The 19,926-nt window shown below is 67.1% G+C and carries 21 protein-coding genes and 1 pseudogene; 11 read left to right on the plus strand and 11 right to left on the minus strand.

From position 1 onward, the window contains the following. Window positions 1-24: 24 nt before the first annotated feature. Complete coding sequence (gene serB, locus ACUJ46_RS02430; protein ID WP_445388856.1) at window positions 25-936, minus strand: phosphoserine phosphatase SerB; 912 nt, start codon at window positions 934-936, stop codon at window positions 25-27. Between the two features lie 7 nt (window positions 937-943). On the opposite strand from serB, the gene miaA reads away from it, so the two are divergent. The 4 genes from miaA (at window position 944) to ilvC (ending at window position 5,427) form a co-directional block, all read left to right on the plus strand. Next, window positions 944-1,822 (plus strand): tRNA (adenosine(37)-N6)-dimethylallyltransferase MiaA, encoded by an 879-nt coding sequence (gene miaA, locus ACUJ46_RS02435; protein ID WP_445388857.1) that lies wholly within the window; start codon window positions 944-946, stop codon window positions 1,820-1,822. 197 nt (window positions 1,823-2,019) lie between these two features. Further along, window positions 2,020-3,771 (plus strand): acetolactate synthase 3 large subunit, encoded by a 1,752-nt coding sequence (locus tag ACUJ46_RS02440; protein ID WP_445388858.1) that lies wholly within the window; start codon window positions 2,020-2,022, stop codon window positions 3,769-3,771. After that, window positions 3,771-4,316: an acetolactate synthase small subunit gene (ilvN, locus tag ACUJ46_RS02445; RefSeq protein ID WP_445388859.1), complete on the plus strand. Its 546-nt coding sequence runs from the start codon at window positions 3,771-3,773 to the stop codon at window positions 4,314-4,316. Before ACUJ46_RS02440 ends, ilvN begins: the two co-directional genes overlap by 1 nt. Before the next feature lie 91 nt (window positions 4,317-4,407). After that, the gene (gene ilvC / locus ACUJ46_RS02450) at window positions 4,408-5,427 is read left to right on the plus strand and encodes a ketol-acid reductoisomerase (protein WP_445388860.1); all 1,020 of its coding nucleotides are present in this window, start codon (window positions 4,408-4,410) and stop codon (window positions 5,425-5,427) included. An 83-nt stretch (window positions 5,428-5,510) separates the two neighbouring features. Here the strand turns inward: ilvC and ACUJ46_RS02455 are convergent, their stop codons facing one another. The 4 genes from ACUJ46_RS02455 to ACUJ46_RS02470 are packed head-to-tail and all read right to left on the minus strand — an operon-like array spanning window position 5,511 to window position 8,633. Then, window positions 5,511-6,104, minus strand: coding sequence for a nucleotidyltransferase family protein (locus tag ACUJ46_RS02455; protein WP_445388861.1), 594 nt, complete (start codon window positions 6,102-6,104; stop codon window positions 5,511-5,513). Next, the gene (locus ACUJ46_RS02460; RefSeq protein WP_445388862.1) at window positions 6,092-7,102 is read right to left on the minus strand and encodes a molybdopterin-binding protein; all 1,011 of its coding nucleotides are present in this window, start codon (window positions 7,100-7,102) and stop codon (window positions 6,092-6,094) included. Before ACUJ46_RS02460 ends, ACUJ46_RS02455 begins: the two co-directional genes overlap by 13 nt. Beyond that, on the minus strand, window positions 7,099-8,028 hold the full coding sequence (locus ACUJ46_RS02465; protein ID WP_445388863.1) for an XdhC family protein: 930 nt from the start codon (window positions 8,026-8,028) through the stop codon (window positions 7,099-7,101). Before ACUJ46_RS02465 ends, ACUJ46_RS02460 begins: the two co-directional genes overlap by 4 nt. A 5-nt stretch (window positions 8,029-8,033) precedes the next feature. After that, window positions 8,034-8,633, minus strand: a complete 600-nt coding sequence (locus tag ACUJ46_RS02470) for a CoxG family protein (protein WP_445388864.1) — start codon at window positions 8,631-8,633, stop codon at window positions 8,034-8,036. A 164-nt stretch (window positions 8,634-8,797) separates the two neighbouring features. Between ACUJ46_RS02470 and ACUJ46_RS02475 the strand changes: the two genes are divergently transcribed. From ACUJ46_RS02475 to ACUJ46_RS02495, 5 genes and pseudogenes are all read left to right on the plus strand, one after another. Continuing rightward, window positions 8,798-9,415, plus strand: coding sequence for a cold-shock protein (locus tag ACUJ46_RS02475; protein ID WP_445388865.1), 618 nt, complete (start codon window positions 8,798-8,800; stop codon window positions 9,413-9,415). A 58-nt stretch (window positions 9,416-9,473) separates the two neighbouring features. Next, window positions 9,474-9,926, plus strand: coding sequence for a DUF192 domain-containing protein (locus ACUJ46_RS02480; protein ID WP_445388866.1), 453 nt, complete (start codon window positions 9,474-9,476; stop codon window positions 9,924-9,926). An 87-nt stretch (window positions 9,927-10,013) separates the two neighbouring features. Next, a complete protein-coding gene (locus tag ACUJ46_RS02485; protein ID WP_445388867.1) occupies window positions 10,014-10,391 on the plus strand; it encodes an NADH:ubiquinone oxidoreductase subunit NDUFA12 in 378 nt (125 codons plus the stop codon). Window positions 10,392-10,398: 7 nt separating this feature from the next. After that, window positions 10,399-10,896 carry an outer membrane lipid asymmetry maintenance protein MlaD gene (gene mlaD, locus ACUJ46_RS02490; RefSeq protein ID WP_445388868.1) on the plus strand — a complete coding sequence of 166 codons (498 nt, stop codon included), beginning with the start codon at window positions 10,399-10,401 and terminating at the stop codon, window positions 10,894-10,896. Between the two features lie 86 nt (window positions 10,897-10,982). After that, window positions 10,983-11,339: pseudogene (locus ACUJ46_RS02495) on the plus strand (DUF2155 domain-containing protein); the annotation flags it as partial. A gap of 35 nt (window positions 11,340-11,374) precedes the next feature. On the opposite strand, the gene aat reads toward ACUJ46_RS02495, so the two are convergent. Both aat and ACUJ46_RS02505 read right to left on the minus strand, forming a co-directional pair. Next, a complete protein-coding gene (gene aat, locus ACUJ46_RS02500) occupies window positions 11,375-12,199 on the minus strand; it encodes a leucyl/phenylalanyl-tRNA--protein transferase (protein ID WP_445389517.1) in 825 nt (274 codons plus the stop codon). 23 nt (window positions 12,200-12,222) lie between these two features. Next, a complete protein-coding gene (locus ACUJ46_RS02505) occupies window positions 12,223-13,683 on the minus strand; it encodes an amidase family protein (RefSeq protein WP_445388869.1) in 1,461 nt (486 codons plus the stop codon). A gap of 252 nt (window positions 13,684-13,935) precedes the next feature. Between ACUJ46_RS02505 and ACUJ46_RS02510 the strand changes: the two genes are divergently transcribed. After that, complete coding sequence (locus ACUJ46_RS02510) at window positions 13,936-15,420, plus strand: Do family serine endopeptidase (RefSeq protein WP_445388870.1); 1,485 nt, start codon at window positions 13,936-13,938, stop codon at window positions 15,418-15,420. Between the two features lie 94 nt (window positions 15,421-15,514). Here ACUJ46_RS02510 and ACUJ46_RS02515 read toward each other — a convergent pair whose 3' ends face one another. From ACUJ46_RS02515 to clpS, 4 genes are all read right to left on the minus strand, one after another. After that, entirely contained in the window at window positions 15,515-15,784 is a 270-nt protein-coding gene (locus ACUJ46_RS02515) for a hypothetical protein (protein WP_445388871.1), read from the minus strand. Window positions 15,785-16,069: 285 nt separating this feature from the next. After that, window positions 16,070-16,711 carry a PEPxxWA-CTERM sorting domain-containing protein gene (locus ACUJ46_RS02520; protein ID WP_445388872.1) on the minus strand — a complete coding sequence of 214 codons (642 nt, stop codon included), beginning with the start codon at window positions 16,709-16,711 and terminating at the stop codon, window positions 16,070-16,072. A gap of 351 nt (window positions 16,712-17,062) precedes the next feature. Beyond that, on the minus strand, window positions 17,063-19,051 hold the full coding sequence (locus ACUJ46_RS02525; protein WP_445389518.1) for an acetyl-CoA carboxylase biotin carboxylase subunit: 1,989 nt from the start codon (window positions 19,049-19,051) through the stop codon (window positions 17,063-17,065). 118 nt (window positions 19,052-19,169) lie between these two features. Beyond that, window positions 19,170-19,508 carry an ATP-dependent Clp protease adapter ClpS gene (gene clpS, locus ACUJ46_RS02530; protein ID WP_445389519.1) on the minus strand — a complete coding sequence of 113 codons (339 nt, stop codon included), beginning with the start codon at window positions 19,506-19,508 and terminating at the stop codon, window positions 19,170-19,172. A gap of 102 nt (window positions 19,509-19,610) precedes the next feature. Here clpS and ACUJ46_RS02535 point away from each other — a divergent pair, with 102 nt between their 5' ends. Further along, on the plus strand, window positions 19,611-19,841 hold the full coding sequence (locus ACUJ46_RS02535) for a hypothetical protein (protein WP_445388873.1): 231 nt from the start codon (window positions 19,611-19,613) through the stop codon (window positions 19,839-19,841). Window positions 19,842-19,926: the final 85 nt, after the last annotated feature.

Here is a 19,926-nt window from a genome sequence, read left to right on the forward strand (position 1 = left end):
ACAGCCCATCCCTGCCCGGCGGGCTCAGTCTTCGGCCTGCAACCATTCGGAACGGGGCAGGCCCTGCGCCCACAGCAGCGCCGTGAGGTTGCCATGGCGAACCGCGGCATCGGCTGCTTCCGCCGCGCGTGGCTTTGCGTGATAGGCAATGCCGAGGCCGGCTGCTTCGATCATCGGAATGTCATTGGCGCCGTCGCCCACGGCGAGTGTCGCTTCGGGCGGCAGGCCGAGCGTATCGCGTTCGGCCAGGAGCGTCGCGCGCTTCACGCCGGAATCGACAATGGGGTGGGCAACCGTGCCCGTCAGCCGGCCATCGGCGATGTCGAGCCTGTTGGCCACCTGCCGGTCGAAACCGATGCGGCTGGCGATGGTTTCGGTAAACGCCGTGAAGCCGCCTGAAATCAGGATGGTGCGGGCGCCCTTTGCGCGCATCGTGCCGATCAGCGTGCGGGCGCCGGGCGTCAGGCTGATTCGCTCTTCGAGGCACTGGCGGATGGCGTCGGCGTCCAGCCCGGCTAGGGCTGCCACCCGCTCTTCCAGCGCCTGGGCGAAATCCAGTTCGCCCTGCATCGCGCGTTCGGTGATGGCGGCGATTTCAGCCTTGCGCCCGGCATAATCTGCCAGTTCGTCGATGCATTCCTGCCCGATCATGGTCGAATCCATGTCGGCCACCAGCAAACGCTTCAGCCGCGCCGGGCCGGCTGGCTGCGCCACGATGTCGAAGCCTTCGGTTTCCAGTTCGATGGCCGCGCGTGCGGCCGGCGCGGACAGCCCGCGCACGACAAGATCGATCGCGTAGGGCGGGTCGAAGGCGACCTCTGCGCTGACGAGGCCGCCGGCCGCGCGCAGCGCCTCGCTTGCGGCGGCAGGCGCCGCCTGCGACAAGCCGTGCGGCGAAGACAGGGTGACGATGAGCGAAGGGTGCGCAGCTGACATGTTGGGGATGAAGCCTCCTCTGGCCGTCATTGCAGGGCCTACAGCATCGGGCAAGTCGGCCCTTGCCCTGAAAATCGCCCATGCGTGCAATGGCGTCATCATCAACGCCGATGCAAGCCAGGTCTATGCCGACCTGCGCATCCTCTCCGCCCGCCCGGCCGAGGCGGAGATGGAGGGCGTGCCGCACCGGCTGTACGGGATCATCGACGGCGCCGAAAGCTGCACGGCCGCCCGCTGGGCGGCGCTCGCCCGGGCCGAGATCGGGGCGGCCCATGCGGGCGGCCGCCTGCCGATCCTGGTTGGCGGAACCGGGCTTTACCTGAAGGTGCTGATTGCGGGAATCGCGGATGTCCCGCCGGTGCCGGAAGCCGTGCGGGCGCCGGTGCGCGCCCTGGATGCGCCAGCCCTGCGCGCGGCACTCGAACGGGAAGATCCGCTGATGGCCGCGCGGCTCCACCCCAATGACCGGCAGAGAAATGCCCGGGCGCTCGAAGTCATGCGCGCGACGGGGCGTTCGCTTGCCGCCTGGCAGGCGGAAACCGGCGGCGGGCTGGGAGATGCCGTGGCGCTGGGAGCACGGGTTCTGCTGCCAGACCGGGCGGCGCTCAACGCCGCCTGCGACCTGCGCTTCGACCGGATGATGGCCGAGGGCGCGCTCGACGAGGTGCGCCGCCTGCGGGCGCGCGGGCTTTCGCCGGACCTGCCCGTCATGAAGGCGCTCGGCGTGCCGCCGCTCCTTGCCTATCTGGATGGGCGGCTGTCGCTGGAAGAGGCCATTGCGCGCGCCAGGCTGGAGACGCGGCGCTACGCCAAGCGCCAGCGCACATGGTTTGCAAGCGGCGGGCAGGCCAGCCTTTTCGGGCAGGCGGCACCACTGGCCGGATGATTCGAAAACTGCGGGACGACACAGGGAAGGGGCGTTTTTTCCGCATGAATTGCACCATGTGAACGTCTTGAAAGCAATAATATTGCGTGATAAGGCCTGTTTATGGAATTAATTGGCGATCCGGTCATTGACAGCCTGCGCCACCCCCCTTATGCGGCGGCGCTCACATGGAATAGAGAACAACAAGGAAGCGAGACATGCACGGCCGGGAGATGAACGGCGCGGAAATCATCGTGCAGGCCCTGACGGACCTCGGTGTGGACACGATTTTCGGCTATCCGGGCGGCGCCGTCCTGCCGATTTACGATGCCCTGTTCCGGCAGCGGTCCATTCAGCACATCCTCGTGCGCCACGAGCAGGCCGCGGTGCATGCTGCCGAAGGCTATGCCCGCTCGACCGGAAAGCCCGGCGTGGTGCTTGTCACCTCCGGGCCCGGCGCCACCAATGCCGTGACCGGAATCACCGATGCGCTGATGGATTCCATTCCCGTCGTGGTGCTGACAGGCCAGGTGCCCACGCATCTGATCGGCTCGGACGCCTTCCAGGAATGCGACACCGTCGGCATCACCCGGCATTGCTCCAAGCATAATTACCTCGTGAAGGAGGCCGCGCGCCTCGGTGACGTGATCCACGAGGCCTTCCACATCGCCACCACAGGCCGCCCCGGCCCGGTCGTGGTGGATATTCCGAAGGACGTGCAGGTGGGCATGGCCCAGTACCGGCGCCCCGGCCCGATCCGCCACAAGACCTACAGCCCGCGTGTGAAGGGCGACCTGGCGGCGATCGAGGCGGCGGTGGAAATGCTGGCCAGCGCCGAGCGCCCGATCCTCTACACGGGTGGCGGCATCATCAATTCCGGCCCGGCAGCCGCCCAGGTGCTGTGCGAACTGGCGCGGCTGACAAAGGCGCCCGTCACGTCCACGCTGATGGGCCTTGGCGCCTTTCCCGCCAGCGATCCGCAGTTCCTCGGCATGCTGGGCATGCACGGCACCTACGAAGCCAATATGGCGATGAACCAGTGCGATCTGATGCTCTGCCTCGGCGCGCGCTTCGACGACCGGGTCACTGGCCGGCTTGACGGTTTCTCGCCCGGCAGCCGCAAGATCCATGTCGATATCGACCCGTCCAGCTTCAACAAGACGGTGCGCATCGACCTCGCGATCGAAGGCGATGTCGGCCATGTGCTCGATGACATGCTGAAGATCTGGCGCGCCCGTGGCGCCCGGCCCGCGATCACCGATGAATGGTGGGCGCGGATCAAGGGCTGGCGCGCGCGCGGTTCGCTTGCCTATCAGCAGGAAGGCCAGGCGATCATGCCGCAGCATGCCATCGCCCGGCTGTGGGCCGCCACGCACACGCGTGACCCGATCATCACCACCGAAGTGGGGCAGCACCAGATGTGGGCCGCCCAGCATTTCCACTTCGAGAAGCCGAACAAGTGGCTGACCAGCGGCGGTCTCGGCACGATGGGCTATGGCTTGCCGGCTGCCATCGGCGCGCAGCTGGGCAACCCGAAGGCGCTGGTGATCGACATCGCCGGCGAGGCCTCGATCCAGATGAATATCCAGGAACTGGCCACCGCCCACCAGTATGAGCTGCCGGTGAAGGTGTTCGTGCTCAACAATGAATATATGGGTATGGTCCGCCAGTGGCAGGATCTCACCTATGAAGGCCGGCATTCGCACAGCTATTCCGAAAGCCTGCCCGATTTCGTGAAGCTGGCCGAAGCCTATGGCTGGAAGGGCATCCGCATCGAAACGGTCGACGAACTGGATTCGGGCATTGCCGCCATGCTGGCGCATGATGGCCCGGTCTTCGTTGATTGCCGGGTGGAAAAGCTCACCAACTGCTTCCCGATGATTCCATCGGGTGCGGCCCACACCGACATGCTGCTCGGCCCCGATCAGGTGAGCGGCAGTTTCGATCGCGCGGCGGAGGCGCTGGTCTGATGGCGACAGTTCCCGACATGCACACCGGCGCCCATGCGGCTGAAGAGCCGCAGGAGCGGCACACGCTTTCCATCCTTGTCGACAATGAATCCGGCGTGCTCGGCCGCATCACCGGCCTGTTTTCCGCGCGCGGCTACAATATCGAGAGCCTGACGGTTGCCGATGTTTCGGAAGACCATGCCGTCAGCCGCATCACGATCGTGACGACCGGCCCGAGCCGCGTGATCGACCAGATCCGCGCCCAGCTCGACCGAATCGTGCCCGTGCACAGCGTCACCGACCTGACGGCGCTTGGCCCCCATGTGGAGCGCGAACTGGCGCTGGTGAAGGTGGCCGGCACCGGCGAGAAGCGGGTCGAGGCGCTGCGGCTGGCGGACATCTTCCGCGCCCGTCCGGTGGACACGACGACATCGAGCTTCGTCTTCGAGGTCTCCGGTTCCACCACCAAGGTCGACCAGTTCATCGAGCTGATGCGCGAAGTCGGCCTTGTGGAAGTGGCGCGCGGCGGTGTCGTCGCACTTTCGCGCGGCGCCACGGCGCTGTAACGCCTTCAGCGATTGCCGGGCCGCGTGCCCGGACCTGTTCACCCCCCGCCGGGCCTTGCGCCCGGGCACAGCCATCACGAAGGACCATTTGATGCGCGTTTATTATGATGCCGATGCCGATCTGGCGCTGGTGAAGTCCAAGAAGGTCGCCATTGTCGGCTATGGCAGCCAGGGCCATGCCCATGCCCAGAACCTGCGCGACAGCGGCGTCGCCGAAGTCGCCATCGCGCTTCGCCCCGGTTCGGCCACGGCCGCCAAGGCCGAAGGCGCCGGTTTCAAGGTGATGTCGAACGCCGAAGCCGCCGCCTGGGCCGATATCGTCATGATCCTCGCGCCCGACGAGCATCAGGCTGCCATCTATGCCGATGATCTCGCCGCCAATCTGAAGCAGGGCGCGGCCCTTGCCTTCGCCCATGGCCTCAATGTCCACTTCGGGCTGATCGAGCCGCGCGCCGACCTCGATGTGATCATGATCGCGCCCAAGGGCCCCGGCCACACCGTGCGCTCCGAATATCAGAAGGGCGGCGGCGTGCCCTGCCTCGTGGCCGTGGCCCAGAACGCCAGCGGCAACGCCATGGATGTCGCGCTCTCCTACGCCTCGGCCATCGGCGGCGGGCGCTCGGGCATCATCGAGACCAACTTCCGCGAGGAATGCGAAACCGACCTGTTCGGTGAGCAGGCCGTGCTGTGCGGCGGCATCACCCACCTGATCCAGGCCGGGTTCGAAACGCTGGTCGAAGCCGGCTACGCGCCGGAAATGGCCTATTTCGAGTGCCTTCACGAAACCAAGCTGATCGTCGACCTGCTCTATGAAGGCGGCATCGCCAACATGCGCTACTCCATCTCGAACACGGCCGAATATGGGGACATCACCACCGGCCCGCGCATCATCACCGCCGAAACCAAGGCCGAGATGAAGCGCGTGCTGGCCGACATCCAGGCCGGCCGCTTCGTGAAGAACTTCATCCTCGACAATCGTGCCGGCCAGCCCGAGCTGAAGGCCAGCCGCAAGGCCGCCGCCGCCCACCCGATCGAGGAAGTCGGTGGACGCCTGCGCGCCATGATGCCGTGGATCGCCAAGAACAAGCTGGTGGACAAGGCGAAGAACTGACGCCCGACCGGCTTCCACGGAAACCGGCGAGAGACAGGAAGGGGGCGGCCTGCCGGGCTGCCCCCATTTTCATGGCCGGTTTTTCATGGCCGCACTTCCGGATCGGGCGTTTCCTCGCCGGGCAGGTCTTCCGGCCGGTCGATGTCGCGCAATATGCCCCGATCGTCGACGGGGATGTCCATTGCCCCCAGCGCATCGAGCAACGTGCGCGCGCCCCTGTCGCCCGACAGCGCCATCAGCCTTGGCCAGGCGGCGCGGGCAAAACCCGCCGGGTTGCCGCGCCTGCCAACCACCACCGGCACGACCGCCATTGCCCCGGCTTCCAGCCGGGCCGCGAGCGCCCGCAGGGTCGATGGCAGGACAAAGGGCATGTCCCCCAGAACGACAAGGGCGGCTGTCCAGTCCGCCGGGGAGGCGGCCAGCCCGGCCTTCAGGCTTTCGGCCAGCCCCTCCGCATGTTCAGCGGCGTGCACATGGGGCACGCCGGGTGCGGCTTCCAGCACGGCATCTGCATGTGCGCCCGTGACCATCAGGGCCGGAATACCGGCCTCGGCGACGGCATCGAGCGTGCGGGCAATCATCGGCCGGCCGGCGATGGGCAGGGCCAGCTTTGCCGCCCCCATGCGCCGCGACGCGCCGGCCGCCAGAAGGATTGCGCCGACCGTCACCCGCTCCACCCCCAGGGGGAAAGCCGCCCCGAGCCTTCGAGCAGCCCGCCAACCCCCATGCGGGCGATCACGCCGGAATCGAGCGGCAGGCCCGCCGCGAAGCGTTCCAGCACGAGATCCAGCCCGTTACGCTTGGGGCTGCGCGCGCAGCCGGGCAGGCCGATGACCGTGGCCCCGACCCTGCCCCCGGCCCCGCAAAGCGTGCCCAGAAGCAGCAGATTCCCGGGGTCCACCGGCATGCCCAGCCGGATGATCCGGCCGCCGGCGGCAACAAGTGCTGCCGGCACCACGTCGGCCCGGTCGGTGGTTGCGGTGGCGGCGGCCACCAGCAACAGGTCCGCCCGTGCGGCGGCGATGGCACTGGACAGTGGCGCGACAGCGTGCGGCACTGGGGCGGCCTCTTCCAGCCGGATGCCCAGCAGCGAAAGCCGGCGGGCGGTCACGTCCCGCGCCTTTTCCAGCAGTTTGTCGGCCGTGCCGTCCTGGCGGGTCTGGATCATCACGGCGCGCAGGCCCTGCCGCCATGGCGCGACCTCTATGGCGTCGCGCCCGGCTCCCCCGGCAGCGCCAACGGCATCGGCCGGCAGGGCGTAGGGGATGATCTTGGCCGTCGCCAGCAGGTCTCCGGCGCGCACGGGGGTGAAGGGGGGCAGGGTGGCGATTGCCATGGCCTCGCTGATTGCATTGGCCCGGTCCAGCGCTTCGGTCTTCACCAGCAGCAGCCCGGAGGCCAGCGCATGCAGATTGGCGCGGCCATGGACGGGCGGGCGCGCTTCGACATGGGGACCGGCCAGGGCCTGCCCGATCCGGGCTGCCGCATCGGCCTCGTCGATGTCCTCCGCCCCGGCCCGCGCCACCCACAGCCGGTCAAGGCCTGCCTGCCGCGCCATTGCGAGCAGCCCGGCATCGACCGGCGTGCCCTTGGGTATCCGGGTGCCGCCGATCAGCAGGGCATGGGCAAGCACGGCGCCCGCGGCCTCGTCGAGCGGCAGCTCGGCGAAGATCATGCGCGCCGGCGCCAGGCCGCCACCATTCCGGCCGCGACGGACAGGGCGATTTCGGCAGGATTGGCCGCCCCGATGTCGAGCCCGGCCGGGCCTTCGATGCGGGCCAGATCAGAATCGGAAAAGCCCTGCGCCGAAAGCCGTTCGAGCCGCGCCGCATGGGTCTTGCGGGAGCCGAGGGCCGCGATGTGGAAAGCGGGGGAGCGCAGCGCTTCGGCCAGCGCCACATCATCCAGCTTGGGATCATGGGTGAGGGTGACGACGGCGGTGGCCGAATCGGGCTTCCAGTCGGCCATCGCCTCATCCGGCCAGCGTCCATCCACCGAATAGCCGGCAAAGCGCGGGCCGGCGGCAAAGGCCCCGCGTGGATCGACGATGAGCGGCTGGTAGCCCAGCATCGCCGCCATGGGCGCCAGTGTCTGGGCGATGTGCACGGCGCCTACCATGATCAGCCGCAGGGGCGGATCGATGCGGAAGACGAAATCGCCCTGATTGCCTTCCAACGTGCGGCCGCTGGCGAAATCGGCAGCGAGGCTCAGCGTCGTGCCTGCCGCCCGCGCTTCGGCCATGCGGCCGAAGAGCTCTGGCGGAAAGCCGCTGGCATCGACTGCCTGCACCAGGATCTCGATCTCGCCGCCGCAGGCCAGGCCGACTTCCCAGGCGGTTTCGCTTGCCACGCCGAAATGAAGGCGCTCGCCGCCGCCCTTGTCCATGCGGGCGCGCGCCGCCGCGATCACGGCCCCCTCGACGCAGCCACCCGAAACCGAGCCTTCGAACAGGCCGTCGTCGCGAACGAGGAGCAGGCTTCCCGGCCGCCGCGGCGCGGAGCCCCAGGTGCGCACGACAGTCGCCAGCGCCATGCGATGCCCGGCGGCCTGCCAGGCATGCGCCCTGTCCAGAAGCTGGCCCAGTTCGTCCCTGCCGGTCATGGCGTTCAGGCCAGCCAGTAGAGAAGAATGAGGACGAGAAGCGAAAGCGCCGCGATCCAGATCCAGCCGGGCACGGCCCTGGCTTCTGCCGGCATGGCTTCGGCGGGCGGCGGTGCCACGGCCGTGGCGGCTGCCGTTTCTTCGCCCGCTGTCGGCGCCGGGCCTTCAAGCTCTGCCTTGAGGGCTGCGAAAAAGCCTTCGGCATAGCCGCGCGCCGTGCCTTCGATCAGCCTTGTGCCAAGCTGGGCCAGCTTCCCGCCCACCTGCGAGCGCGCGACATAGGCGAGCCTGGTGCCGCCGTCGGGCAGGTCGGTCAGCGTCACGTCGGCGGAGCCCTTGGCGAAGCCCGCGACCCCGCCCTTGCCCTCGCCCACCAGCACATAGCGGTTGGGCGCATCGATTTCCGTAAGCTCGACCGCGCCGCTGAACTTCGCCTTCACCGGGCCCACTTTCGCGTTCAGCACGCCCTCGAACCGAGTCGGGCTTGCGGCTTCCAGCCGTTCCACGCCATCGATCGCGCGGGCCAGGACAGCAGGGTCGTTCAACGCTGCCCAGACTTTTTCGCGCGGCGCCCGGATTTCGGTTTCACCTTGCAGTTCCATCATGACTCCAATGCGATAAGGGCTGTGTAAATCATCGCATTATGTGACAGGCTTGTCTAAAACCTGCTTTTCCCAAGCGATATGACCTGTTAGCGTGGAGATGGTCGGAAAGAAAGTTCGCGGTCCGGAAGGATTCGCGGGCGTTGTTACGTGAAATCGGAACTGCGATGAGAGGTGTGAGAGGCCTTGCCGGCGAAGAGTCGGACAACAATGGCGACGATGAATTCGAGATGCAGGTTTCGTCTGGTGCCAGCCTGGGCGATGTCGAGCTTTCGGGCCGTGTCAAATGGTTCGACACGGTGAAGGGCTATGGCTTCATCACCCCCGATGACGATGGCGGCGACGTGCTCATCCATTACAATCTCCTGAGCGGGCATGGGCGAAAATCCGTGCCGGAAGGAACGTTGGTTACAGCCCTTGTCCGCGCCGGGCCGCGCGGGCGCCAGGCTTCCGCCATCCTCGCCATCGATACCTCGCAGGCCGTCGAAAAGGACGAGGCCGCCGCCAGCCGCCGGGCGACCAGTCGCGTCGACCCGCTGGACTATCTCGAGGAAGCCGGTGATTACGAGCCGGTTCAGGTTCGCTGGTTCAACAGGACCAAGGGCTATGGTTTCCTTCTGAGAGGCGATGGTGTCACCGAAGTCTTCATCCACATGGAAACGGTTCGCCGGGGCGGTTTCGAAACCCTTCTTCCGGGCCAGTCGATTCTCGCCCGGGTCCACAGCGGGCCAAGGGGCGCCCTTGCCGTCGCGGTGCTGCCCGGCAGGGACGATCAGGCGCACTAGGCCCGCCGGTCGCCCCATTGCGCTGTCCGCCGCCGCCCTGATGGCGGCGGCCCCGATCATGGCAACCGTCATGCTGTCAGCGCCGCTCGAAGCGCGCGGCGCGCCTGCCCACGGACAGGCCCGGGGCCAGCCGCAGACCGGGCTGGAGGTCATCGCCCTCAGCATCCGCACGCAGGATGGCAAGCGCCATGATTATCGAGTGGAGCTTGCCAAAACCCCCGAACAGCAGGCGCACGGAATGATGTTCCGCACCCGCATGGCGCCGCGCACGGGCATGCTCTTTCCGATGACGCCTGCGCGCGAGGCCGGCTTCTGGATGCGGAATACGCTGATACCCCTCGACCTGCTGTTCATCGGGGCCGATGGTCGTGTGCGCAACATCGCGGCCATGGCCGTGCCGCACTCGGAAAGCCTGCTGCTGTCCGACGGGCCGGTCGCGGCCGTGCTGGAGCTTGCCGGTGGCGAAGCCGCGCGTATCGGGGTGAAGCCGGGCGACCGGGTGGAGTGGTGATGAATCCCGGGCAGGGGGTCATGGCGGCATGCAATCGTGACGCTGGCCGCTTGCGCTTCCGCCCCGCGAAAGGGTAGGGCAGGCGACATGGGCTTCAACATCTTCACCTGGTGGACAGGCTCCACCTTCGGCACCTGGCTCAATACCCGCCTCAATGGCCGTGAGGTGGGGCGCGATGCCGACGGCAACATCTATTATGAGGACAAGTCCGGCCAGCGGCGCTGGGTGATCTATGCTGTCGACAATGACAGCAGCCGCGTGCCGCCGGAATGGCACCTGTGGCTGCACAAGAGCCGGCTGGAACCGCCGAGCGATGTGCCCTTGCCGGTAAAGGCCTGGGAGAAGCCCTGGCGTCACAACCCGACGGGAAGCGACCACCCCGAACTGCCGCGCGGCGCGCTGGCGGCCGGCGGACATCGGGCGCCGGCGGCGGCCGATTACCACGCCTGGGCCCCGGGCGACTGAGGCTGGCATGGCCCAGCTTCTCAAGGATCATGTGGCGGATGCGATCACGGGCCTTCTCGTGGTTGGCGTGGCGGTCTGGTTCCTTCTTTTCGCGCTCGACCGCACGGGCAGCCCCGTCGATGGCCCGCGCTATGAACTGACGGCGCGCTTCCCCAACTCGACCGGAATCACCGTCGGTTCCGATGTCCGTGTGTCTGGCTTGAAGGTCGGCAGCGTTACGAAACAGACGCTCGACCCCGCGAGCTTCCAGGCGGTGCTGACACTCAGCCTGTCCGGCGCTGTGCAGCTTCCGGCGGACAGTTCGGCAGCCATCACCTCGGAAGGCCTGCTCGGGGGCAGCTTCATTGCCCTTGTGCCCGGCGGGGATAGTGAAATGCTGCTGCCGGGCGACGAGATCCTCGACACCCAGGGCGCAACCGACCTGATGGGCCTGATCGGCTCTGTCATCAACAGCAGCGGGGGCAGCAAGCCGGCAGGCGAGGCTGCCACCGGCGCGGCCGGATGAGGCCGCCCGGCTGCCGGCGCATGCCGATGCCCAGTTGCCGGCGCATGCCGATGCCATGCCGCAAGGGGCCTGCCCTTCTGGCCCTCATGGCTCCTGTGGCCTGGGCCGGGGCCTTGTCCGCCCAGACACCGCCGGTGACTGCCAGCAATGGCGCGGCCGTTGACCGCGCAGCCGTTGACCGCGTGGCCGTGATCGGCGTGCTCGACAAGCGGCAGGGGGCGACAGCGGAATACCGGCTGAAGCCCGGCGAACGGTTCCGGCACGGCCGCCTTTCGGGAATCCTCCGCACCTGCGACCAGACACTGCCACACGAGAAACGGCAGACGGCCGCCTTCGTGCAGGTGGTGGAGCAGCGCCAGTCAGCGCTGCAGACTGCGGCGTCCGCTACTGTTTCCGGCAGCGCAGCGCAGCCAAGGCTGGTGTTTTCAGGCTGGCTCTTTGCCGAGTCGCCCTCGCTCAATCCTTTTGTGCATCCGGTCTATGATGTCTGGCTCAGGAGCTGCACGATAAACCGGCCGGATGGCCCGCCAGCCAGGTCTTCGGCGCGCGCGCCCGCATCGGCCCCGGTTAAGGCAGCCGCTCCGGCAGCAGCACCGGCAAACCGCGCTGCCACGCCATTGGCCGCGCCCGCACCGGCCTCTGCACCGGTCGGTGATACGATCCCTGCCGCGCAACCGGAAGCGGACTGAGCGCAGAGGCGGTCCAGCCGCCCCCAGTCGGCCGGCGCGCGAATCGCCTCGCCCAGCAAGCCGAGATAGACGCTGCGCCGCACCTCCGTTCCGCCGAAGCGGGCGAGGTGGGCGGTCAGGAACTGCGTGTCCAGAAGCAGGAACCCACCGGCCCTGAGGCGCGCCACGAGATGGGCCAGGGCCGCCTTGCTCGCATCGGTTTCGCGGCTGAACATGCTTTCGCCGAAGAAGGCCGCCCCGATGCGAACGCCGTAAAGCCCGCCCACCAGTTCGCCGTCCCGGTTCCAGGTTTCGATCGAATGGGCATGGCCTTGCGCGTGCAGGCGGCAATAGGCGTCGATGATGGTGGGGTTGATCCAGCTTTCCTCGCGGCCCCGGGCTTCCGCCGCGCACAGGGCGATCACGCGCTCGAAGGCACGGTCATGGCTGTGCAGGAAACGCTCCTGCTTCAGCACCTTCGCCAGCGAGCGGGGCAGGTGGAAGCGGTCAAGCGGCAGGATGCCGCGCCGCCTTGGTTCCACCCAGAACACATCCTCGTCCTCGCGTGTGTCCGCCATGGGGAAAAGCCCGGCGGCATAGGCCCGCAGCAGCAGGCCCGTATCGAGCCGCCGCATCGCGCCGGGTCCGCCGCGCGGGTTCAGGCCACCCATGACCGGGGCCTGCGATCTGCCCATGGCCGGGCGGCCTCGATGCCAAGCGCCAGTTCAAGAAGGCGCCGTTCCTGCCCCGGCGGGGCGGTGAACTGCAGGCCGATGGGCAGCCCGTCGCCCGACATGCCGAGCGGAAGCGAAATCGCGCAGGCGCCGGCGGCATTCTCGACCGGCGTATAGCCGACAAGACGGCGCAACCGGCCCTGCAGAGTCTCGAACGGAACATCCGGCCCGACATGGCCAAGCGCAGGCGGCGGCGTGCCGAGCACCGGTGTCATCAATATGTCGAAGGCATCGAACTGGGCATTGTAGCGTGCCGCCATGTCTTCGAGCGTTGCGATGGCGCTGGCCACATCCGCCTTGCTGGCGGCAGCGCCGATGGCGGCCATGCCGAAGCTGGCCGGCTCGATGTCGCCCGGCCCGGCTTCCCGGCCCAGATGAGCGGAAGCCGCCGCTATGTCGCGTGCCGCGCCAAGGCCCCAGATGGTTTCGAAGGCGGGGGCAATGGCAGGGGCGTCGTAGGGGAAGGGTGCATCGACGGTCTTGTGACCCATGCGCTGGAGAAGCAGCCGGCTTTCCTCGAACACGGCGAGCACATCCGCATGGGGCAGGCCTTCCGCCGATCCGGGCCGCAGGCCGATTCTGAGGCCATGGCGGGCCGGCGTGGTCACCAGCCCTACAGGCGCATGTGGCCCGGCGCGCGATTCATGGGCGGCAAGCCAGGCGGCCGTGTCGCGCACGCTGCGGCTGACGCAGCCGTGCACGCTGAGCGCGGTGACGCCCCTGTTCCCTTCCTCGCCCGACATCCGCCCGCGCGAGGGTTTCAGGCCCACCAGCCCGTTCATGCTGGCCGGAATGCGGATGGAGCCGCCGCCATCCGAGGCATGGGCGACGGGAACGACGCCGGCCGCCACCAGCGCGCCGGCCCCGCCCGATGATCCGCCGGCGCTGTAGTCCGGGTTCCAGGGGTTGCGCGTCAGCCCGCCGAGCAGGGGTTCGGTTGTCGGCAGCAGCCCGAATTCCGGCGTTGTCGTGCGGCCGAGGAGGATGAGGCCTGAGGCCCTGAGCGCTGCGATCTGCGGGGAATCGGCTGCGCCCATTCGGCTTGCGAAGGCGCGGGAGCCACGGGTGTATGGCCGCCCCTTTTCCTCGACGATGTCCTTGGTGAGGGTGGGTATGCCGGCGAGCGGGCCTGCCCTGCCGCCTTTGTTGCCGGAAACCAGGCGTGCCGCGTCCCGGGCTTCGGATGCGTGCACGAAGGATGCGGCGTTGAGGCGCGGGTTGGCAACCGCAAGCCGCGCGAGCGCGATTTCGACCAGTTCGTGCGCCAAGACCGCGCCTGTCGCCAGCGCGGCCGCCATGGCCGACGCATCGGCCGTTGCCGGATCGAAGGATGGCCGCGGCCGGCGCGCGCTGGCGAAGGCGCCTTGCGGTGCCAGCGCTGCCAAGGCTGCCATTTCAACGAACCGCCTGCGCGTGAGCATCCCTTCGAACCCTTCCCGTTTCTTGCAGCGCATGCTGATGGCGACGGATTCGTTTGTCAAAGGGGCAGGCTGATGTTCATCCTGTCACTGTTCAGGGCGGCTTCAAGCGTGGCGCCCCATGGGCCCTGCACGGACGACGCGGCAGGCTCTTGCAATGCGGTCGGGAATCACGAACTCCGCCAGCGTGCGGTGCTATTCGACGAGAGGTATGGAAGCATGAAGGCAAAGGGCGCGGTTCTGGTGGCGGCGGGCGTGGCGGGCGGCCTCGCGCTGGCGCTGTCGTTCAACGGCCTCACCGGATCCGGTGGCATCGTCGCGCAGGAAGCGGCCGAACTGGCCCGGTCCGCCGCGCCGCAGGCGGAGCGAATGGTCCCGGCCTCGGCGGAGCAGGTCAGCCTGTCCTTCGCGCCGGTGGCGCGGCAGGTGCAGCCGGCGGTCGTCAACATCTTCACCGCCCGCGTTGTGCGCCAGCGCCAGCAGATGAGCCCCTTCTTCTCGCTCTTCAATTCGGAACCGCGGGTCGAGAATTCGCTTGGCTCGGGTGTCATTGTCGATGCCGGGGGCCTTGTCGTCACCAACAACCATGTGGTGCAGGGCGCTGACCAGATCATCGTCGCGCTGGCCGACCGGCGCGAATATCCGGCAAAGCTGGTGTTCGCCGAACCGAGGCTCGATCTCGCGCTCCTGCGGATCGATCCGCGCGGCGCGCGCATCCCCGTCGCCCGACTTGGGGACAGCGACCGGGCGCAGGTGGGCGATCTCGTGCTCGCCATCGGCAACCCCTTCGGTGTCGGCCAGACGGTGACGCAGGGCATTGTATCGGCAACCGCCCGCACCGGCATCGGCGTATCCGACGCGCAATTCTTCATCCAGACGGATGCCGCCATCAACCAGGGCAATTCCGGCGGCGCGCTGGCCGCGATGAATGGTGAGGTGATCGGAATCAACACCGCCATCCTCACCGGCTCTGGCAGCGGCGGTTCCATCGGCCTCGGCTTTGCCGTGCCTTCCAACATGGTGAAGATCTTCCTGCGCGGCGCCGAAAGCGGAAAGATGGTCACGTCCTGGATCGGCGTGGAGGGCGAGCCGCTGACCCTCGACTCGGCCGAGGCCGCCGGGCTGGAACGCCCGACGGGCATGCTGGTCACCGGCGTGTCCCCGGCTTCGCCCGCCGCCCGGGCCGGGCTGAAGGCGGGGGACATCGTCTATGCCATCGATGGCAAGCCGGTGCTCGACCCCATGTCGCTTCGCTACCAGATCGCCAGCCAGCCCGTGGGCGAATCGGTCACGCTCACCATCCTGCGGCAGGGCCGGGCCAGCAATCTGAAGCTGATGCTGGCTGCGCCCCCGGAGACACCGCCCCGGCAGCTCACCCGCATCGCCAGTGGCAACATCCTTGCCGGCGTTTCCATCGCCAACCTCTCCCCGGCGCTGGCGCAGGAACTGGGAGCCGGCCTGCCCGAGAAGGGTGTTGTCGTGGTCGAGGTGCCAGCGCGCGCGCCTGCGGCGCGCACCGGTTTTCCCCGGCCGGGCGATATCATGGAAAGCGTGAACGGCCGGCCGGTGGTGACCGTGGCCGAGGTGGAGGAAGCCCTGCGGCTGGCCGAGGGGCAGACCCTGTTCGGCCTGAACCGGGGCGGGCGCCGTGTCGAGTGCCTGTTCCAGGCGCCTGCGCGCTTTGGCTGCCGCGCGGTTTCCTGACGATCATGCAGGGTCGGGCCTGGGTGGCCTGAAACGCGAAGGCCCGGCCACCCCTGGGTGGCCGGGCCTTCCGGTTTGCGGACCTGGCGCTGCTTCAGCGCGAGAAGCCGAGGCGCGAGGCGGAACGCTCATGGCCTTCGGCAAGGCGGGAAAGGCCACGGCGCTCGGCGCTGCGCCGGGCCTGCTTGCGGCCGCCGGAGGCAAGGCCGACCATGGCGAGACCGGCGATCATCATCACCCAGCTGGAGGATTGCATGGCGCCACCGGCAGCGGCGGCTTCGGTTGCGGCGTGGGCGGCATCGGCAGCACCCATCATGAGGGCGGCGACGGGCGTGGCGATGAAGAATTTGGTGAGGTTCTGCATGGTACGGCTCCTGGACTGTCTCGACCCAATTTTGTTTCCGGCCTTTTGCGGCCGGGCGACCTTTGTTCTGGCGGGTTCGTCCGCCGTGCCATTCTGGTAACGTGGTTAAGGCCCGGTCAGCAAGTGGCAGAGCGTGAAGGAATGCAAACTGCCCCGCACACAAATCCCTGAGGAAATGTAACAAATTCTTGCGCTCCAGGCGGGGGGGCGGCGAAGGCTGAACAGGAAAAGGGGCGGCTACCTTCCGGCAGCCGCCCCTTCATCATCTCCGACCCTGAAAGCGTGTCAGTCGAGAACGGCGCCCATGCGCTGCCGCCGGCGCATCATGCCGATCATGGCGAAGCCAGCGATCAGCATGGCCCAGGTGGAAGGCTCGGGCACGGCAGCCGTGATCACGCGCACGAAGTCCCCCGGGGAGTTCGACTGCATGGAAATGTTGAGGCGATAGGGATTGAGCGCATCGACGGTGAAGATGTCGTTCGCTTCCCCGCCGGCACCCGCCACGATGTCATAGGCCGTGCCAGGCGCGCCCAGAAGATCGTGCGTGTTGTTCAGCTTTACGCGGCCGGTGACGACACCGAGCACCTTGCGGTCGAATTCCACCCAGCCCGTGACGGTGCGGTAGAGCGACGGGTCGAAGGCGATGCCGTGGCTGCTGACCCGCGCGCCCTTCAGGATCTGGCTTCCGATGTTGGGCGTGAAGTTGCGCGACATCGTCACGCCCTGCAACTCGTCGAAGACAATGAGATCGCTGGTCTGCAGATCATCATTGCCCACTTCCGGAGGCGCCGGGATGATGGTGAAGCTGCCGCCATCCGCGACCGCCGTGCCGCCCGTGACGGCGCCGCCGACGATGGCGGCGGATGCGTTGCCGGTTATGGCGACCGTGGCCGCAAGTGCGGCAACCAGTTTCGACGCGATGCCCAAGTGGACTGCTCCCTGACCCTGCCGGACGCTTCTGCTGGCCCTTTTCGAGGGGCCTTTTCAGCTTTGCGTCCCTGTTACGGTTTCCCGTTTGTTGCGACCCATATGTTGCGACAGTGAAACTGTCATGAGTGCATTACCGTGGTTAACATCGATTCGGCAAGTTGCATTATTGTAACAAATGTAATCGCCAACCACTTCGTGTCCGGCCATTTTCCGGAACCGTCCGGGCGGGATGCCCCGGCATTTCGCCTTCCGTTCCGGGCATGAAAAAACCGCCGGGAAGCCTGAAGGCGCCCGGCGGCTTTCGCTGATGTCATGGCCTCTGCAACAAGGCAGGAGGCGGAGCTGGCTCTATTCGAATTCCATGATGATGGCATCCACGGCGAGGCTGTCACCAGCCTTGGCGTGCATTTTCGAGACCGTTGACGACTTTTCGGCCCGCAGGATGTTTTCCATCTTCATGGCTTCCACCACTGCCAGCGGCTGGCCGGCTTCCACCTTGTCGCCTTCCTTCACGGCGATGGAAACGACGAGGCCGGGCATCGGGCACAGCAGGAAGCGCGACATGTCGGGCGCGACCTTGGGCAGCATGAAGCGGGCCAGTTCTGCCGCGCGCGGCGTCAGCAGGCGCATGCGATGCTGGCGGCCATGGTGGGTGAGGGTGAAGCCCGAGCCGACGCGGTCGGCCTGGACTGCAACCGCCCGGCCGTTAACGCGCGCCTCGACGACACCGAAGGCCGGGATCTGGCCGCCGGTTTCGACATCGAGACCTTCCCCGTCGACCGTGACGCGATAGACACCATTCTTGCACGCAAGCGTGACCGGGTGCTGTTCGCCGTCAAGCTCGACCACCCATTCGGTGCCGGCGTCGGCATCGCCGTTCAGGCGGCCATCGACATGGGCGGCCCGGTCGGCGGCAGCCTGGCCGATGACGGCGGCAAGCGCGAGCAGGGGCGGCAGCACGCTGCCGGCATGCTCGGCGCCGCTGAAGCCTTCGGGATATTCCTCGGCGATGAAGGCCGTGGTCACCGTTTCGCCGGCGCGGAAGCGCGGGTGCTGCATCAGGGCCGAAAGGAAGTCCGCGTTATGGCTGATGCCGCGCACATAGAAGCGGTCGAGCGCAGCGATCTGCCGGTCGGCGGCTTCGAGCCTGGTGGGGGCGTGGGTGATGAGCTTGGCGATCATCGGGTCGTAGAACATCGAGATTTCGCTGCCCTCGACGACACCGGTATCCACGCGCACGCCATCGACCGCCGCCGGTTCCCGATACTGGCCGAGGCGGCCGGTGGAGGGCAGGAAGCCGCGATAGGGGTCTTCGGCGTAGAAGCGCGTCTCGATGGCGTGGCCGTTCAGCTTCACATCATCCTGGGTGAAGGCGAGCTTCTCGCCGGCGGCCACGCGGATCATCTGTTCCACGAGGTCGTAGCCGGTGACGCATTCCGTGACGGGATGCTCGACCTGCAGGCGGGTGTTCATTTCCAGGAAGTAGAAGCTGCGGTCGGCGCCGGCGATGAACTCAACCGTGCCGGCCGAGAAATAGCCCACCTTCTTCGCAAGCTCCACGGCCTGTTCGCCCATGGCCTTGCGCATTTCCGGCGTGACGAAGGGCGAGGGGGCTTCCTCGACCACCTTCTGGTGCCGGCGCTGGATCGAGCAGTCCCGCTCGCCGAGGTAGACGACATTGCCATGCTTGTCGCCAAGCAGCTGGATTTCGATGTGGCGCGGCTGCTCGACGAACTTCTCGATGAAGACGCGGTCATCGCCGAAGCTCGCCTTCGCTTCGCGGCGCACCGCATCGAAGCCTTCGCGCAGTTCGGCTTCGGAATAGGCCAGGCGCATGCCCTTGCCGCCACCGCCGGCCGAAGCCTTCATCATCACCGGATAGCCGATTTCTGCCGCGATGCGGGCGGCATGGTCGGTATCCTCGATCTCACCCACGAAGCCGGGCACGACCGAAACGCCCGCCGCCTTGGCGAGGCGCTTGGATTCGATCTTGTCACCCATGGCAGCGATCGCCGAAGCCGGCGGGCCGATGAAGACGAGGCCGGCCTCGTCGAGGGCCTTGGCGAACCATTCCCGTTCGGAAAGGAAGCCATAGCCGGGGTGAACGGCCTGCGCGCCGGTGGCGAGGCAGGCCTCGATGATCTTTTCACCCAGGAGATAGGATTGCGCCGCAGGCGGCGGGCCGAGGTGGACGGCCTCGTCGGCCATTTCCACGTGCAGCGCTCCGGCATCGGCATCGGAATAGACTGCAACCGTCTTGATGCCCAGGCGACGGGCGGTGCGGATCACCCTGCAGGCGATCTCGCCACGGTTGGCGATGAGGATCTTGTCGAACAGCTTGGTCAAAGGCCCACCCTTTCGGATTGTCGCGGCTGGTAAAAGGGCAGGCCCGCGGCCGCGTCAAGGGCAGCCGGCGCAAAGCCACCGCTTTTGACGGTTATCGTCCAGCCGGGATTCAGGCCTTTTCCAGCGTGCATTGCAGCGGATGATGGTGCTGCCTGGCGAAGTCCATCACCTGTGTCACCTTGGTTTCGGCCACTTCATAGGTGAAGATTCCGCAGACCCCGACTCCGCGCTGATGCACATGGAGCATGACCCGCGTCGCGTCTTCCATTCCCATGCGGAAGAAGCGTTGCAGCACATGGACGACAAATTCCATGGGCGTGTAATCATCGTTCAGCAGCAGCACCTTGTAGAGCGACGGCTTGCGCGTCTCCACCTTCGTGCGGGTGACGACACCCGTGCCGGTGCCGCCGTCCGCGCCACCATCATCGCCGCTCATGTGGCCGCCCATATGATTGTCCTCGTGGCCGCCACCCTGGCTGTCCCGCGCAGAAGGTTTCAGCATCGCGTCAGTTCCCGCTTTCGCACTTCGGTTCCATCCCGATTCCGCGCCATGCCCGCAGCACCCCTGTTTGAACGGCGCTTCTTCAATGACGTTGCGACCATGTTCGTCAGGCGCATCACTGATTGTCAGGCGCATCTTTTTCACCGTGCGCGCAAGAGCCTGTGCGCCGACGATCCTGATCGGGAAGAATGGCAGATATCCCAAGGCTTGCCCATGGTCAAAGAGCCGCACGGCGCTGCTTGTCACTCGCAATTCATCCGGCGCTCATATATGGCCTGAAACAGGCATGACCAAGAAGAACACGCGCCATGCATGGCCTTCCTTGCCAGCGCTTTTCACAAGCCATGACAGTGTGCATCACATC

The organism is Sandaracinobacteroides sp. A072, from assembly GCF_052616365.1.